This window comes from Emcibacteraceae bacterium, from assembly GCA_041396985.1.
Lineage (GTDB): Bacteria > Pseudomonadota > Alphaproteobacteria > Sphingomonadales > Emcibacteraceae > Pseudemcibacter.
On the sequence record JAWKXO010000002.1, the window covers coordinates 653,506 to 666,905 of the forward strand.

A 13,400-nucleotide genomic window follows, 5' to 3' on the forward strand; every position below is an offset into this window, starting at 1 on the left:
AGAAAAATTTATATTTATCAAAAAAATCCGTTACTCTGATTTTTGTTTTAACGATTGGTTTCTTAATTTTAGGAAAATAAACAGGGTCACAGCCCCACATAAGAAGAAGCCGGCAATCATTGGCTGGACTGTGCCATCATAAAGTCTGGCAATTGAGCCGCCCACTAGAACGGCCAGTAATGTTTGAATAGAGGTAATGACTGAAGTGGCCAATCCTGCCATATGACCAAAAGGTTGTAGGGCCATGCTGCTGAAATTGCCGAACAGACATCCAAGACAGAAAAAATTAGCCATCTGGTAAAAATAAAACAGCTCAAATGTAAGGTTTCCACCTGAAAAAATGCTCACAATGAGAAAAGTCAGTGAAAGGGATGATTGAAGAACAAGAAAGAAAAAACACACTTGCTCTATCGTAAATCTGGCAACCAGTTTTGAGTTAATATAAGACGAAATTCCATATGCAATAGCAAGAATTCCAAAATATATCGGGAACAGTTCACCAAGATTATATTGCACCTGCATAATCTGCTGTGCCGAACTTAAATATGAAACGAAAGCACCAAACATGGTTCCTGACGCAAATGTATAGCCTAATGAAATGGGATGTTTCACCGTTTCAATCATACCATAGAGTATAGGCTTAAATGAGAATGACCTGACATTCTCAATAGCCAAAGTTTCTCGTTGTCTAAAATGCATCCATGTGACACCTGCAACGGCAAAGAAAAAGATAAACCAGAATATAGCCTGCCATCCGGCGAACAGTAATATGGTCTGACCGATGAGAGGGGCAAGGGCAGGGACCATAATGAAGACCATAATGATGAGTGACATAATTTTTGCCATTTCCCGGCCTTCATATTTATCACGGATAATGGCAAGGCTGACCACCCGGCATGACGCAGAACCAAAGCCCTGGATCACGCGCCCGAGTAGCATCATATTCAAACTTGTGGAAAAAATAGCAATCAAAGTACCAAGCAGAAAAATGGAAACACCAACATAAATAGCCTTCTTCCGACCATAACTGTCGGCAAACGGACCATAAATTACGACGCCAAAAGCTATTCCGAAAAATATCGCGGATATGACAAGCTGAATATCATTTGCATTTATAACATTAAGGTCTTTTGTCATCTGCCCTAGTGCAGGAATCATAGAATCAACAGACAGGGCCGTAATCGACATTAGCATAGCCATTATGCAGATAAATTCATTTCGATTAAGGAGATTTACTCTCTTTGCCATAAGATTTCCAAGCACTAACAGCTGAAGCGGTTATAATTCAATTTATTAAAATTACGGGAACATGGATAAAAAATGATAAGTTTGTAATTCACCGTAAGGTCGTTGTTCTATATCAGATCGCTTTAAACTTGTCGAAAAAATAATTTGTTCTATAAATGTTCTTGATTTATTCTAAAAAATAGGCTATATGTTCTCAAAAATTAGGAGGAAAACAATGGCTTTTACTTTTAAACAGAAAAAAATATGCTTTAAAAAGGGGCTGTATAAATGCCCTGTTCCACCTGCTGATATTAGCCGTTATTGGTCAGAGCAGGATTGGTTCCGCCATGTGGATACTCATGGCGTCTGGTGTCATTAACCGCCTATTCTGTCCATTTTTCAGATTTTAGCGATAGCCGAACTTGCAAACAATTCTGCTGTGGGTATTTCATGCATTAACATAAGCAGGAGAATTAACCGGTTCCCCTGTTTAAACCAAGCCTGTGTCGGGTTGAGAAATATCCGCTAAAGAATAAATTTCGACAAATCGGACGTATCTGCCAGATTACCGATATGTTTGGTGACATAGTCGGCGTCGATTTTAACTTCTGTTGACGGCATATCCGTCGCATCAAAACTGATTTCATCCAGAACTCGCTCGAGAACAGTATGTAGTCTTCGTGCACCAATATTTTCAACACTTTCGTTAATATTTGCTGACATTTTGGCAATGGCTGCAATACCATCGTCGGTGAAATTCAGTGTAATGTCCTCAGTACCTAGAAGGGCGACATACTGCTTAATCAGGCTGAAATCAGGTTCCACTAAAATATGTTTGAAATCATCCTCAGTAAGGGCATCCAACTCAACCCGGATTGGCAGGCGGCCTTGTAATTCCGGCAGCAGGTCTGATGGTTTGGCAATGGAGAATGCTCCGGATGCAATAAATAATATATGATCGGTTTTAATGTTGCCATACTTGGTTGATACCGTACATCCCTCAATAAGTGGCAGCAGGTCACGCTGAACACCTTCACGGCTGACTTCACCGCTGTTTCGGTTTGCCCGCCCAGCAATTTTATCTATCTCATCAATGAACACGATACCGGTCTGTTCAGTATTTTCGATGGCTTCGCGAATGATACTGTCTTCATCGAGCAGCTTTTCCGCTTCATCGCTGGAAAGCACTTCTAGTGCTTCTGATACCGGCATTTTTTTCTTTTCGGTTTTTTGACCGAACTGACCACCCAGAATATCACCTAGATTTAACATACCCATACTGGCACCCGGCATGCCGGGAATTTCAAAGGACGGCATGCTTGAGCTCTGATTTTCCAGAACGTCAACTTCGATTTCCTTGTCATCCAGCTGGCCTTCACGCAGCATTTTTCTGAATTTCTGGCGTGTATCGTCAGACGCAGTTGCCCCGACCAGCGCATCAAGAACGCGCTCTTCCGCTGATAATTCAGCTTTGCTGACAACACTGTTTCTTTTTTTCTCACGGATCAGGCTGATGGATATTTCCATCAGATCACGGATAATCTGCTCTACATCTCGGCCCACATAGCCGACTTCTGTGAATTTGGTGGCTTCAACTTTCACAAACGGTGCACCGGCCAGTTTTGCCAGTCGCCTTGAAATTTCCGTTTTGCCAACACCGGTCGGGCCGATCATAAGAATATTTTTTGGAAGAACTTCTTCCTTCATTTCCCCGCTGAGTTCCTGTCTGCGCCAACGGTTTCTAAGGGCAATAGCAACGGCGCGTTTTGCGGCTTTCTGACCGATAATATAACGGTCCAGTTCCGATACAATTTCACGTGGTGAAAAAGTTGTCATTTATTATTTCCAGTATTATTTAATTTCTAGTGTTTCAACGGTCAGGTTATCATTGGTATAGACGCAAATTTCGGCGGCGATCTTTAAAGCACGCTTGCCGATTTCTTCTGCATCAAGATCCTGATCCATAAGCGCTTTCGCAGCTGCAAGGGCATAATTTCCCCCTGATCCAATGGCGATCAGTCCGTCTGACGGTTCCAAAACATCACCATTTCCAGTAAGAATAAGGGATACATCCTTGTCAACAACAGCCATCATGGCTTCAAGTCTGCGAAGATATCTGTCGGTACGCCAGTCTTTTGCCATTTCAACACAAGCACGGGTCAGTTGACCGTTAAAGCGTTCCAGTTTTTCTTCCAGTCTTTCAAAAAGCGCGAAGGCATCAGCTGTTGAGCCCGCAAATCCGGCAATCACATTACCATCACCAATTCGTCTTACTTTTCTGGCATTTGCCTTAATGACCGTGTTTCCGAGCGATACCTGACCGTCGCCAACAACGACAACTTTGTCATTTTTGCGGACGCTTAAAATAGTTGTACCACGCCAGCCTTTTGGTTGATCTGTCATTTGATTTTAACCTGTTTTGCAATAATCATGACCTAACATGTGGGAAATTTTTCAAGTTTGGTCAAGGGGCATGTGATTTTTTCTTTAAAAATATTGGAAAGTTTATCGCGTGACACTGGCACTTTTAATAAACTACTGCTATATGTCATGCAAAACTGATATGGCTCATAAAAGGAGAAGATCATGCGCACAGCAACAGTAAAGCGCACGACCAAGGAAACATCTGTTTCTGCAACTGTAAATCTTGATGGTACCGGCATTTATAATGTTAATACCGGGATCGGATTTCTTGACCATATGATGGAACAGCTTTCCCGTCATAGTCTTATTGATCTGAACCTGAAAGCAGAAGGGGATACCCATATCGATTTCCATCATACAACAGAGGATGTCGGTATTGTCGTCGGTCAGGCTGTGGCTAAAGCGCTTGGCGATCTTCGCGGGATTACGCGCTATGGTAATGCGATCATTCCCATGGATGAAACATGTACCCGTTGTTCGGTTGATATTTCAGGGCGTCCTTTTATCGTATTCAAGGTTAATTTTACCCGCGATAAACTTGGGGAAATGGATACCGAATTATTCCTGGAATGGTTCCGCGCCTTTGCCCACGGGGCTGGCATGACACTACATGTGGAAAATATGTATGGTGAAAATAATCACCATATTATTGAAAGCTCTTATAAGGCATTGGCCCGTGCCATGCGTCAGGCGATTGAAATTGATCCGCGTAAATCGGATGCCATTCCCTCAACCAAGGGCATGCTTGGGGACAAGACAGACTAGATTATGAAAACGGTCATTATCGATTACGGGTCCGGCAATCTTCGTTCAGCGGAAAAGGGAACAGTCCGGGCTGCCGAAGGGCTTGATATGGATGTGTTGGTCACATCGTCACCGGAAGAGGTTAGAAAAGCAGACAGAATTATTCTGCCGGGGGTAGGTGCCTTTGCCGATTGCATGAAAGGTCTCTTATCGCTGGACGGAATGAGAGATGCCCTTGAAGAAGCGGTGATAAAAGAGACGAAACCATTTCTTGGAATATGTGTCGGAATGCAGCTGCTTGCGGACGCGGGGCTTGAGCATGGTCGCACAGAAGGACTGGGTTGGATTGGCGGTACCGTCGAAGAAATAAAATCTGATACCCTTAAAGTACCCCATATGGGCTGGAATGATCTGATCATTGATCAGGGCAGCCATCCGGTGCTTAAAGACATTGAAACTGGTGAGCACGCTTATTTTGTTCATAGTTATTTTTTCAAGGCGAATGATCAAAAAAATGTCTTGGCCCATGTTGAATATGGCGGATATATTAGTGCGGTGATCGGGCGGGAAAATATAATAGGGACCCAGTTCCATCCGGAAAAAAGTCAGGACCTGGGACTTAGGCTGATCAGGAATTTTTTGAAATGGGCACCGTAGAATGAATGATCTGAAAAAAGAAAGCAAAGGTCCCCGCCTTAGTGTTGAGGAAGTGAAATCCCTTGATAATGTGGATATTCTTGAGCTGTGTGAGACAACCCGCGTAGCCATTCTTACTCATGAGGGCTTTAACTGGTTGACCCCACCGCCTGAAAAAACACTGGAAAGTTTCTGGAAAGGGGTATTCCTGATTCCAGAACGAACATTGATTATTGCCCGTATGGATGGACAAATCGCCGGATGTTGTCAGCTGGTCAGGCCACCAAAAAATAACGAGGCAGGCGCTTTCCGTGGCACAATTGAGACATTTTTCCTAGCCCCCTGGGCAAGAGGCCATAATCTGGCAAAAACAATGCTGCAAAAAGCGGAGGATGTCGCCCGCGAAAAAGGGTGTCGAACATTAGAATGCCATATGGCCTCAGATCAGCAGGCCGCGATTGCCATCTGTGAATGGATCGGTATGGATCGTTGGGGCATTAAAGAACGTTACGCCCGGATCAATGATGTGTTTGTTTCCGGTTATTATTATTCAAAAAATTTGGACGAAGTATGATTTTATTTCCCGCCATCGATTTAAAGGATGGAAACTGTGTACGGCTTTACAAAGGTGAAATGGACCAGGCAACAATTTTTAATAATGATCCCGGTGATCAGGCAAAAAAATTTGCTGATGCAGGATGTGAATGGCTTCACATTGTTGACTTAAACGGCGCCTTTGCGGGGCGGCCGGTTAATGGTGATGCGGTGGCATCTATACTTGAAAATGTGAATATCCCGGTGCAGCTGGGCGGGGGGATACGTGATCTGGGAACCATTCAGTCCTGGATTGAAAAAGGAATTAGTCGGGTTATCCTGGGTACGATTGCGCTTCGTGATCCGGATCTGGTGATTGCGGCGGCAAAGAAGTTCCCGGGCAAAGTTGCCGTTGGGATTGATGCAAGAAATGGCATGGTTGCCGTGGAAGGCTGGGCAGAAACGTCTGATATGTCGGCGGTGGATCTGGGTAAGAAATTCGAAGATGCTGGTGTCACCTGTATCATCTATACGGATATTGACCGGGATGGCACTATGCAGGGACTTAATGTTGAAAGCACGATTGCTCTAGCAGATGCACTTTCCATTCCTGTTATTGCTTCAGGTGGCGTGGCCTCGCTCGACGATCTTCGCCAACTGAAAAATGCCGCTGCTAATTCAATCGGGACAATTGAAGGGGCAATTTCAGGGCGTGCCCTTTATGACGGCAGCCTTGATGTAAAGGCGGCACTTTCCTTGCTTAAGGAAGAGATCTGATGCTTAAAGCGCGTGTCATTCCCTGCCTTGATGTCAAAGATGGCCGTGTGGTCAAGGGCGTTAATTTTGTCGGCCTGCGGGATGCGGGTGACCCGGTAGAGCAGGCAAAAATTTATGATGCTGCGGGGGCAGACGAGCTCTGCTTTCTTGATATTACGGCATCCAGCGATAATCGTTCCATCATTCTTGATGTGGTTCGTCAAACCGCAGAGCAGTGTTTTATGCCGCTTACAGTGGGTGGTGGTGTCAGAAACGAGGATGACGTCAGAAACCTTCTCCTTGCCGGGGCAGATAAAGTCTCAGTGATGACGGCAGCTGTTAACAGGCCGGAACTGGTTCGCGAACTTGCTGAAAAATTCGGGTCACAATGTATTGTCGTCGCCATAGATGCCAAGTCGGTCGGCCCCGATAAATACGAGGTCTTTACCCATGGTGGCAGAAATCCGACAGGAATTGATGCGGTTGAATATGCCAAGCTGGTGGCATCATATGGGGCAGGAGAAATATTGCTGACTTCAATGGACCGGGACGGGACAAAAAGCGGTTTTAATATTGAACTGACCCGCGCTATAGCGGATAGTGTCAGTATCCCGGTAATTGCGTCCGGGGGTGTCGGCACGCTTGAACATATGGTTGAAGGCATTAGGGACGGTCATGCGACAGCGGTTCTTGCGGCTTCGATTTTCCACTTCGGCGAATATAGTATTGAGGAATGCAAAAAATATATGGCGGCGGCAGGTATAGAGGTAAGGATTTAAGATGACTGAAAAGAGAGATATTCTGGAAAAATTGGCAACCGTGATTGATAGCCGAAAAGGGGCCGATATCAGTAAAAGCTATGTTGCGGGCCTTTTTGCAAAGGGAAGAAAAAAAATCACTCAGAAAGTTGGTGAGGAAGCGGTTGAGCTTTGTATTGCCGCAGCTCATAATGACCGTGCGGAAGCCATTTCTGAATCAGCCGATTTGCTTTTTCACATGATGGTGCTTTGGTCCGAACTGGGCATTAAATCTGATGATGTTTATGATGAACTGCTGCGTCGTGAGGGGCTTTCCGGAATTGAGGAGAAGAAAGCAAGAAGAGGGTTTACCGATGGCTTATGATCAGAATAACGTCTTTGCAAAGATCTTAAGGGGCGAAATTCCCTGCGCTAAAATCTATGAAGATGAATTTGCGCTTGCTTTTAATGATATTAATGCCCAGGCGCCGGTTCATGTGCTGGTCATTCCAAAAGGCGACTATATCAGCATGGCTGATTTCAGTGCCAATGCTTCCGCCGAGCTTATGACCGGTTTTTTCCGTGCTGTAGGAGAAACAGCACGGTTATTAGGGCTGGAAAGTGACGGATACAGGCTCATTGCCAATACCGGCAGTAATGCCCATCAGGAAGTGCCCCATCTGCATTTTCATATTTTAAGCGGCAAAAAACTCGGCCCCATGCTTTCCCGGTAAATTTTCAAGCATTCTGTTCAACAAATGTCTTAAGATCAATATCCGGTCTTGCGCCAAGATGGGTAATCACTTCTCCCGCGATAAGATTACCAAGCGCACCACATTCACCAATGCTTCTCCCATTGGTCAGTCCGTATAAAAAGCCCGAGGCGAAAAGGTCTCCGGCACCAGTGGTATCTACAAGTTTTTCAACCCGGTGTCCCTGGACATGGCCGATTTCATCCTGATTGATAACAATGCAACCTGCTGCACCGCATGTAATAGCCGCTATATCACAGTCCCTTTGAACCAACTGTGCCGCTTCATTGATATTATCCGTTTTATAAAGCATTTTAATTTCATCTTCATTGGCAAACAGTATATCGACACCATCCTTTACAAGATGCAGAAATTCCTCATAGTGACGATCGACGCAGAACGGGTCAGAAAGGCTCAAAGACACTTTGTTGCCTGCGTCATGGGCAATTTTAATGGCTTTTCTAAAGGCTGCTTTTGCGGGTTCCGGGTCCCAGAGATATCCTTCGAGGTAGGATATTTTTGAAGAACGAACTGTGTCCTCATCAATGTCAGCTTCCGTTAAATTGACGCATGCACCAAGATAGGTACACATTGTTCTTTCAGCGTCCGGTGTGACAAGCACGAGGCAATGGGCTGTGGCCGGCCCGTCCGGTGCCGAGCTAGTCTTAAAGCTTGTCCCAAGAGCGGCAATATCATGGCGAAAAACAAGACCCAGCTGGTCATCACGAATTTTGCCGATATAGGATGTGTTAACACCTAATGAGGCAAGTCCTGCTATAGTATTCGCGGCAGAACCACCGGAACACTCAATACACTGACCCAGTTTTGCATATATTGCCGCTGCTTCCTGCTCATTAACGAGCTGCATACTTCCTTTTACAAGATTTTCCGATTTTAAGAAATCATCTTCCACATGGATTAAGATATCAACAATCGCATTGCCAATACCCAAAACATCATATTTATGCGCCATATTTATTCCAGATTTTGAAATTAAAAATACATTGATAGAGAAAAAGAACGCTTAAGTAAACGTAAGAATATTTCTTGCCTTTTGAAACTGGATGACCCTATATTTCCTCTTAGGGCGTAGAGAAATTAGTTAGGATAGACAAAGACGTGAATAAAATACTCACGGCGATTGAAAGAACTGGCCAACAAATTTTTGACCGCGCTTTTCTTAAGGTTTTTTTCCTTGGTATGCTGACGATGATTGTATCAGTCGTTGTTGCCTATCTTGCCGCAAATGAACTTATGAAGGATGTTCCCGGTTATCAGTCGGAATGGCAATGGTGGGCGGATTTTGTCAACTGGCTAACGGGCTATGTTGTTGATATTGGCTTCTTCATATTACTTGCCTTCTTTTTTGCACCAATTTCTACAATTTTTATATCCATTTATCTGGATGATGTGATTGATTGTGTAGAAAATAAATATTATCCCAACCACAAAGCCGGAAAAAGACTGGGAATTGCCCATTTGTCATTTTTGGCGCTCAGAATCACCTTTTTTGTCGTCATCCTGAATATCCTTGTCCTGCCACTTTACGTTCTGCTTTTCTGGATGCCGTTTGTTGTTTTGACTATTTTTTACGTGTTAAATGGTTATTTACTTGGTTGGGGTTATTATGAAATGGTGGCCGTCAGGCATCTGGGTATAAAAGAAGCTGGCGTTCATAGAAAATCAATACGGGGTGTGATATTGATTGCGGGAATGATCATGACGCTGTTATTTACAGTGCCGGTAGTTCAATTGGTTGTGCCGATTCTGGGCGCGGCATTGATTTGCCATTTGTTTCATTTGAGCAGGTATGAGGAAATATGAGATTTTATCCGGTTTTGATATTTAGTTTACTACTGGTGGCTTGTGGGCCTGAGGATAAGCTTGCGCAGTCACCGCCACCTGCACCGGAAGTAGCGCCTGAGCCGGTGATTATGGAAAAACCAAAGCCAGCCCCGCCCGCTTTTCAGATGAGCAATATTATGGGGCTTCAGAAAAGCACAGTTGAAAGTATCCTTGGTACGCCGTCCTTAAAACGGGTGGAAAAAGGGGCCGAAGTCTGGCTTTATGATAACCAGTTTTGTAATGCCCACATTTATTTTTACGAAAATGATAACAGCGATATGCATGTGGAATTTGTTGAAACTTCGGAAGAAAAGAATCTGATGGGACTAGAAGGCCAGCGCGCAGATTTCTGTATTTCTACTTTTTTAAAGAATTAATCAGCCCTAATTTAGTCAGGAAGTTGGGTTTTATCTTTAAAGGCGCATAAATCCTCAACCGGACAAACAGGGCAATTAGGTTTGCGGGCTTTACAGATATACCGCCCATGGAGAATAAGCCAGTGATGGGCGTGCCGCGCAAACTCTGGCGGAATTTTTTTCTCTAACTTTAGTTCCACTTCAAGCGGCGTTTTGCCCGGCGCCAGTCCGGTCCGGTTTGAAACCCGAAATAAATGCGTATCTACAGCAATGGTCGGATGGCCAAAGGCGATATTAAGGACCACATTTGCCGTTTTTCTGCCAACTCCAGGTAGCGTTTCAAGATCAGCCCTGTTTTCCGGGACAACGCCGCCGAAATCATCAACCAGTATCTGGGCGGCTTTAATAATATTTTTGGCTTTTGTATTATAAAGGCCGATGGTCTTAACATAGTCTTTTAATTTTTCTTCCCCTAATTCAAGCATCTCCTGTGGCGTTGAAATGATTTTGAACAGGGTTTTGGTCGCTTTATTGACACCAATATCAGTTGCCTGAGCAGACAAGGCCACAGCGACAAGCAAAGTATACGGGTTTGTATAATCAAGCTCACCTTTGGGTTCGGGGTCGCGTTCTTCCAGTCTCCTGAAAAATTCATAAATATCGGCTTTTTTCATCTTAATTCCTTTTTTTTAACAATAATTAAGCCATTTCAAAAATGGAAGCTTCAAAAATGAATATCTTGGGTGTATTGTCGCTGAATGAATGAAATGCAGGAAAGAGTCTGGTTTGAAGAATATATTTCCCCGAGACGGTCACTGGGCCGGACCGGGTTTAAAATATTGATGGGGGTAATTGTCAGTCTCAGCCTTTCGATAGGGCTCTTTTTTTATTCATTGGGGGCCTGGCCGATAACCGGATTCTTCGGGCTTGACGTATTGCTGATCTACTGGGCTTTTAAAATACAATATCAACAGGGTAAGGCAGTTGAAATTATTCGTCTTAGCAATGATACCCTGACCATCACCCGCATTGATGCCAAAGGCAACAGAAATGAGAAAAGTTTTAATTCCTATTGGGTCAATTTATCCATGTCCTGTCCACCCAATGTCCCTAAAAATGTTGGTGAAACATACCCGCAGGCCAGATCACATGGAAAGGGAATTTTTTTTGGTACATATTTAAATCAGGAAATGCGGAACGAACTGATGAAGTCACTGTCCCAGGCGCTGATTGACTGTAAAAATTATAGACCGGACCATAATTAATTGGTGGTGGCTTTCTGAATTTATCCAGAAAATACCACCACACAATTTGAGCCTCTTCAAGATTAACCAATTAAAGTCAAACAGCAACTTTGTTATTTTGTGCCTGCATCGCTTTAACATCTTCGGCCGATAGGGCTTGTCCACCGATACCCCATTCGCCGCTGGCTGTTTCCCTGACACGCACCCAGGTTACACCACGTAGGGCTTCGCCTTCAATTTCAACCATTGTGTCTGTTACTTTTTTAATCATATTTTGTTTTTCAGCTTTGCTGAATACACCTTCAATAACGTGAATATCTACGAGTGGCATAAGTAATTCCTTTCATGTTTAAGTTAATATCATCTCGTGAGAGGGTGTATCTCATAAAAGGATTTTCCCTAGCCAGTTCACGAACTGAACTACCCCGGTATAGAAAATGTACTGGTCTGGAAAACCGTTAATTATTATAGTATTAAAAGAATCATATAGGGAGGATTTGTGATGGCTAAAGGAAGTTATAAACAATTTTGTCCGATCGCGATGGCGTCGGAAATCGTATGCACGCGTTGGACGGCTGTCCTGCTTCGTGAATTATTGATGGGTTCAACAAGATTCAATGATCTTAGGCGCGGTGTACCAAGAATGTCACCTGCGCTACTTTCAAAGCGGTTAAAGGATTTGGAAGAAGCCGGTATAGTCTATAGAGCACCGGTCGAAAATGAACCTGATGTTGAAGAATATATTCTAACCCAGTCTGGAAAAGATCTGTTTCCTGTCGTTGAATCGCTTGGTATTTGGGACACAAGATGGGTGGAAACGGAACCATCTCTGGAGCATCTTGATCCTACACTGCTAATGTGGGACATACGTCGCCATCTAAATACGACCCCAAAACCAAAGAAAAGAGCAACAATTCAGTTTATTTATAGTGACCTTCCAAAACAAAATCGAAATTGGTGGCTGATTGTTGAGCCGGAAACAGAAAAAATCGATCTATGCTCAATTGAACCGGGCTTTGATGTTAATTTATATATCTCAACTGACCTTCGGACTATGACAAAAGTGTGGATGGGTTTTGAAACTTTTGCCAAGGCCTATAATGAGGATAGAATACTGCTTACCGGTGACACTGATCTTGAAGAAAAAACGAAAATATGGTTCAGTCTGGAAAATGGGTTAGGGCATTTCTCGAAAGTTAAAAAACTGGTTGCCTGATTTATAATTTTTCCAGTCCAAGAACATCCTCCATATTATAGAAGCCGGGTTTTTTGCCATATACCCAAAGGGCAGCTTTTACAGCACCACGGGCAAATATAGCCCTGTTCCCGGCTTTATGGGTAAGCTCTATTCGCTCATCATTGGCATTAAAACTGACCGTATGCTCTCCTGCGACGTTACCGCCCCGTAATGAGGCAAAACCGATGCTGCCTTTTTCCCGTGCTTTTCCAATTCCGTCCCTGGCGGGTGCCATAATATCTTTTAATTCTTTTCCGCGGCCTATCGCGGCCTCATAACCCAGACTGAGTGCAGTTCCCGAAGGGGCATCCACTTTATCCCGATGATGCATTTCAATTATTTCAATATCGAAGTCTTCATCAAGGATTGAGGATGCCAATCGTGTCAGATAAAAAAGCAAATTTACGCCGGTTGAGAAATTGGAGGCATAGACGATAGCTGTATTTCCAGACGATTTTTTCAGTTCATTTTCGTCCGAGGAACTCAGGCCGGTTGTACCAATGACCATTGATGTTTTATGCTTTTCAGCAAGCGATGCATGAAGTAGGCTTGCTGTCGGGCAGGTGAAATCCAGAACCACATCAGAATTTCTAATGACATCTTCAGCGTCACTTGTAATTTTGATTTCGGTTTGTTCGCCCGTTTCCGGATGTTTGATATAACAGCCGATTAAGGGGTTTCCAACCATTTCGGTGCCACCGGAAAGTATGGAAGCTTCATGATCAAGCGTTGCCGCCGTTAATGCTTTGCCCATCCTTCCCTGGCATCCCAGAATTCCAATTTTAATTTTCGGCATTTTGCCTTATTCCTTTTAAATTGAGGGTAAATACTAGCCAAAATTACATAAAGATCAAATTGAATATGGAGCATTCGGTAACTTTGCGATAATCTTCAGCTTTAAATTAATT

The 13,400-nt window shown here is 43.8% G+C and carries 18 protein-coding genes; 11 read left to right on the forward strand and 7 right to left on the reverse strand.

The features are described from left to right. Positions 1-30 precede the first annotated feature (30 nt). From R3D86_07675 to hslV, 3 genes are all read right to left on the reverse strand, one after another. A complete protein-coding gene (locus R3D86_07675) occupies positions 31-1,248 on the reverse strand; it encodes a multidrug effflux MFS transporter (GenBank protein MEZ5758083.1) in 1,218 nt (405 codons plus the stop codon). Between the two features lie 504 nt (positions 1,249-1,752). After that, the gene (gene hslU / locus R3D86_07680) at positions 1,753-3,063 is read right to left on the reverse strand and encodes an ATP-dependent protease ATPase subunit HslU (GenBank protein MEZ5758084.1); all 1,311 of its coding nucleotides are present in this window, start codon (positions 3,061-3,063) and stop codon (positions 1,753-1,755) included. Between the two features lie 15 nt (positions 3,064-3,078). Further along, positions 3,079-3,630, reverse strand: coding sequence for an ATP-dependent protease subunit HslV (gene hslV / locus R3D86_07685; protein MEZ5758085.1), 552 nt, complete (start codon positions 3,628-3,630; stop codon positions 3,079-3,081). A 183-nt stretch (positions 3,631-3,813) separates the two neighbouring features. Here hslV and hisB point away from each other — a divergent pair, with 183 nt between their 5' ends. From hisB to R3D86_07720, 7 genes are read left to right on the forward strand one after another with little or no spacing between them, the layout of a single operon-like run. Then, complete coding sequence (hisB, locus tag R3D86_07690) at positions 3,814-4,416, forward strand: imidazoleglycerol-phosphate dehydratase HisB (GenBank protein MEZ5758086.1); 603 nt, start codon at positions 3,814-3,816, stop codon at positions 4,414-4,416. A 3-nt stretch (positions 4,417-4,419) separates the two neighbouring features. Further along, positions 4,420-5,052: an imidazole glycerol phosphate synthase subunit HisH gene (gene hisH, locus R3D86_07695; GenBank protein ID MEZ5758087.1), complete on the forward strand. Its 633-nt coding sequence runs from the start codon at positions 4,420-4,422 to the stop codon at positions 5,050-5,052. A 1-nt stretch (position 5,053) separates the two neighbouring features. After that, on the forward strand, positions 5,054-5,605 hold the full coding sequence (locus tag R3D86_07700) for a GNAT family N-acetyltransferase (GenBank protein ID MEZ5758088.1): 552 nt from the start codon (positions 5,054-5,056) through the stop codon (positions 5,603-5,605). After that, on the forward strand, positions 5,602-6,342 hold the full coding sequence (gene hisA, locus R3D86_07705) for a 1-(5-phosphoribosyl)-5-[(5-phosphoribosylamino)methylideneamino]imidazole-4-carboxamide isomerase (GenBank protein ID MEZ5758089.1): 741 nt from the start codon (positions 5,602-5,604) through the stop codon (positions 6,340-6,342). Before R3D86_07700 ends, hisA begins: the two co-directional genes overlap by 4 nt. Beyond that, complete coding sequence (hisF, locus tag R3D86_07710; protein MEZ5758090.1) at positions 6,342-7,100, forward strand: imidazole glycerol phosphate synthase subunit HisF; 759 nt, start codon at positions 6,342-6,344, stop codon at positions 7,098-7,100. The genes hisA and hisF overlap by 1 nt, the downstream gene beginning before the upstream one ends. Position 7,101: 1 nt before the next feature. Continuing rightward, positions 7,102-7,443, forward strand: coding sequence for a phosphoribosyl-ATP diphosphatase (locus tag R3D86_07715; protein ID MEZ5758091.1), 342 nt, complete (start codon positions 7,102-7,104; stop codon positions 7,441-7,443). Beyond that, positions 7,433-7,792, forward strand: a complete 360-nt coding sequence (locus R3D86_07720; GenBank protein MEZ5758092.1) for a histidine triad nucleotide-binding protein — start codon at positions 7,433-7,435, stop codon at positions 7,790-7,792. The genes R3D86_07715 and R3D86_07720 overlap by 11 nt, the downstream gene beginning before the upstream one ends. A gap of 4 nt (positions 7,793-7,796) precedes the next feature. Here the strand turns inward: R3D86_07720 and R3D86_07725 are convergent, their stop codons facing one another. Next, positions 7,797-8,783 carry an adenosine kinase gene (locus R3D86_07725; GenBank protein MEZ5758093.1) on the reverse strand — a complete coding sequence of 329 codons (987 nt, stop codon included), beginning with the start codon at positions 8,781-8,783 and terminating at the stop codon, positions 7,797-7,799. Positions 8,784-8,929: 146 nt separating this feature from the next. Between R3D86_07725 and R3D86_07730 the strand changes: the two genes are divergently transcribed. Both R3D86_07730 and R3D86_07735 read left to right on the forward strand, forming a co-directional pair. After that, on the forward strand, positions 8,930-9,634 hold the full coding sequence (locus R3D86_07730; protein MEZ5758094.1) for an EI24 domain-containing protein: 705 nt from the start codon (positions 8,930-8,932) through the stop codon (positions 9,632-9,634). Then, on the forward strand, positions 9,631-10,032 hold the full coding sequence (locus tag R3D86_07735; GenBank protein MEZ5758095.1) for a hypothetical protein: 402 nt from the start codon (positions 9,631-9,633) through the stop codon (positions 10,030-10,032). The genes R3D86_07730 and R3D86_07735 overlap by 4 nt, the downstream gene beginning before the upstream one ends. A gap of 11 nt (positions 10,033-10,043) precedes the next feature. Here the strand turns inward: R3D86_07735 and nth are convergent, their stop codons facing one another. Further along, positions 10,044-10,685 (reverse strand): endonuclease III, encoded by a 642-nt coding sequence (gene nth, locus R3D86_07740; GenBank protein MEZ5758096.1) that lies wholly within the window; start codon positions 10,683-10,685, stop codon positions 10,044-10,046. An 84-nt stretch (positions 10,686-10,769) separates the two neighbouring features. On the opposite strand from nth, the gene R3D86_07745 reads away from it, so the two are divergent. Next, positions 10,770-11,276: a DUF2244 domain-containing protein gene (locus tag R3D86_07745; protein MEZ5758097.1), complete on the forward strand. Its 507-nt coding sequence runs from the start codon at positions 10,770-10,772 to the stop codon at positions 11,274-11,276. Between the two features lie 76 nt (positions 11,277-11,352). Here R3D86_07745 and R3D86_07750 read toward each other — a convergent pair whose 3' ends face one another. Then, positions 11,353-11,586: a tautomerase family protein gene (locus tag R3D86_07750; protein ID MEZ5758098.1), complete on the reverse strand. Its 234-nt coding sequence runs from the start codon at positions 11,584-11,586 to the stop codon at positions 11,353-11,355. A 171-nt stretch (positions 11,587-11,757) separates the two neighbouring features. On the opposite strand from R3D86_07750, the gene R3D86_07755 reads away from it, so the two are divergent. Continuing rightward, complete coding sequence (locus R3D86_07755) at positions 11,758-12,471, forward strand: helix-turn-helix domain-containing protein (GenBank protein MEZ5758099.1); 714 nt, start codon at positions 11,758-11,760, stop codon at positions 12,469-12,471. Between the two features lies 1 nt (position 12,472). Here R3D86_07755 and dapB read toward each other — a convergent pair whose 3' ends face one another. Continuing rightward, on the reverse strand, positions 12,473-13,288 hold the full coding sequence (dapB, locus tag R3D86_07760; GenBank protein ID MEZ5758100.1) for a 4-hydroxy-tetrahydrodipicolinate reductase: 816 nt from the start codon (positions 13,286-13,288) through the stop codon (positions 12,473-12,475). Between the last annotated feature and the right edge of the window lie 112 nt (positions 13,289-13,400).

What these genes read in the sequence shown, in the direction of transcription:
- dapB (MEZ5758100.1), bottom strand. Translation starts at nt 13,288, where the DNA reads ATGCCGAAAATTAAAATTGGAATTCTGGGATGCCAGGGAAGGATGGGC.
- hslV (MEZ5758085.1), bottom strand. Translation starts at nt 3,630, where the DNA reads ATGACAGATCAACCAAAAGGCTGGCGTGGTACAACTATTTTAAGCGTC.
- R3D86_07755 (MEZ5758099.1), top strand. Translation starts at nt 11,758, where the DNA reads ATGGCTAAAGGAAGTTATAAACAATTTTGTCCGATCGCGATGGCGTCG.
- R3D86_07675 (MEZ5758083.1), bottom strand. Translation starts at nt 1,248, where the DNA reads ATGGCAAAGAGAGTAAATCTCCTTAATCGAAATGAATTTATCTGCATA.
- R3D86_07745 (MEZ5758097.1), top strand. Translation starts at nt 10,770, where the DNA reads ATGAATGAAATGCAGGAAAGAGTCTGGTTTGAAGAATATATTTCCCCG.
- R3D86_07715 (MEZ5758091.1), top strand. Translation starts at nt 7,102, where the DNA reads ATGACTGAAAAGAGAGATATTCTGGAAAAATTGGCAACCGTGATTGAT.
- hslU (MEZ5758084.1), bottom strand. Translation starts at nt 3,063, where the DNA reads ATGACAACTTTTTCACCACGTGAAATTGTATCGGAACTGGACCGTTAT.
- hisH (MEZ5758087.1), top strand. Translation starts at nt 4,420, where the DNA reads ATGAAAACGGTCATTATCGATTACGGGTCCGGCAATCTTCGTTCAGCG.
- hisB (MEZ5758086.1), top strand. Translation starts at nt 3,814, where the DNA reads ATGCGCACAGCAACAGTAAAGCGCACGACCAAGGAAACATCTGTTTCT.
- hisF (MEZ5758090.1), top strand. Translation starts at nt 6,342, where the DNA reads ATGCTTAAAGCGCGTGTCATTCCCTGCCTTGATGTCAAAGATGGCCGT.
- R3D86_07720 (MEZ5758092.1), top strand. Translation starts at nt 7,433, where the DNA reads ATGGCTTATGATCAGAATAACGTCTTTGCAAAGATCTTAAGGGGCGAA.
- hisA (MEZ5758089.1), top strand. Translation starts at nt 5,602, where the DNA reads ATGATTTTATTTCCCGCCATCGATTTAAAGGATGGAAACTGTGTACGG.
- R3D86_07735 (MEZ5758095.1), top strand. Translation starts at nt 9,631, where the DNA reads ATGAGATTTTATCCGGTTTTGATATTTAGTTTACTACTGGTGGCTTGT.
- R3D86_07750 (MEZ5758098.1), bottom strand. Translation starts at nt 11,586, where the DNA reads ATGCCACTCGTAGATATTCACGTTATTGAAGGTGTATTCAGCAAAGCT.
- R3D86_07700 (MEZ5758088.1), top strand. Translation starts at nt 5,054, where the DNA reads ATGAATGATCTGAAAAAAGAAAGCAAAGGTCCCCGCCTTAGTGTTGAG.
- nth (MEZ5758096.1), bottom strand. Translation starts at nt 10,685, where the DNA reads ATGAAAAAAGCCGATATTTATGAATTTTTCAGGAGACTGGAAGAACGC.
- R3D86_07725 (MEZ5758093.1), bottom strand. Translation starts at nt 8,783, where the DNA reads ATGGCGCATAAATATGATGTTTTGGGTATTGGCAATGCGATTGTTGAT.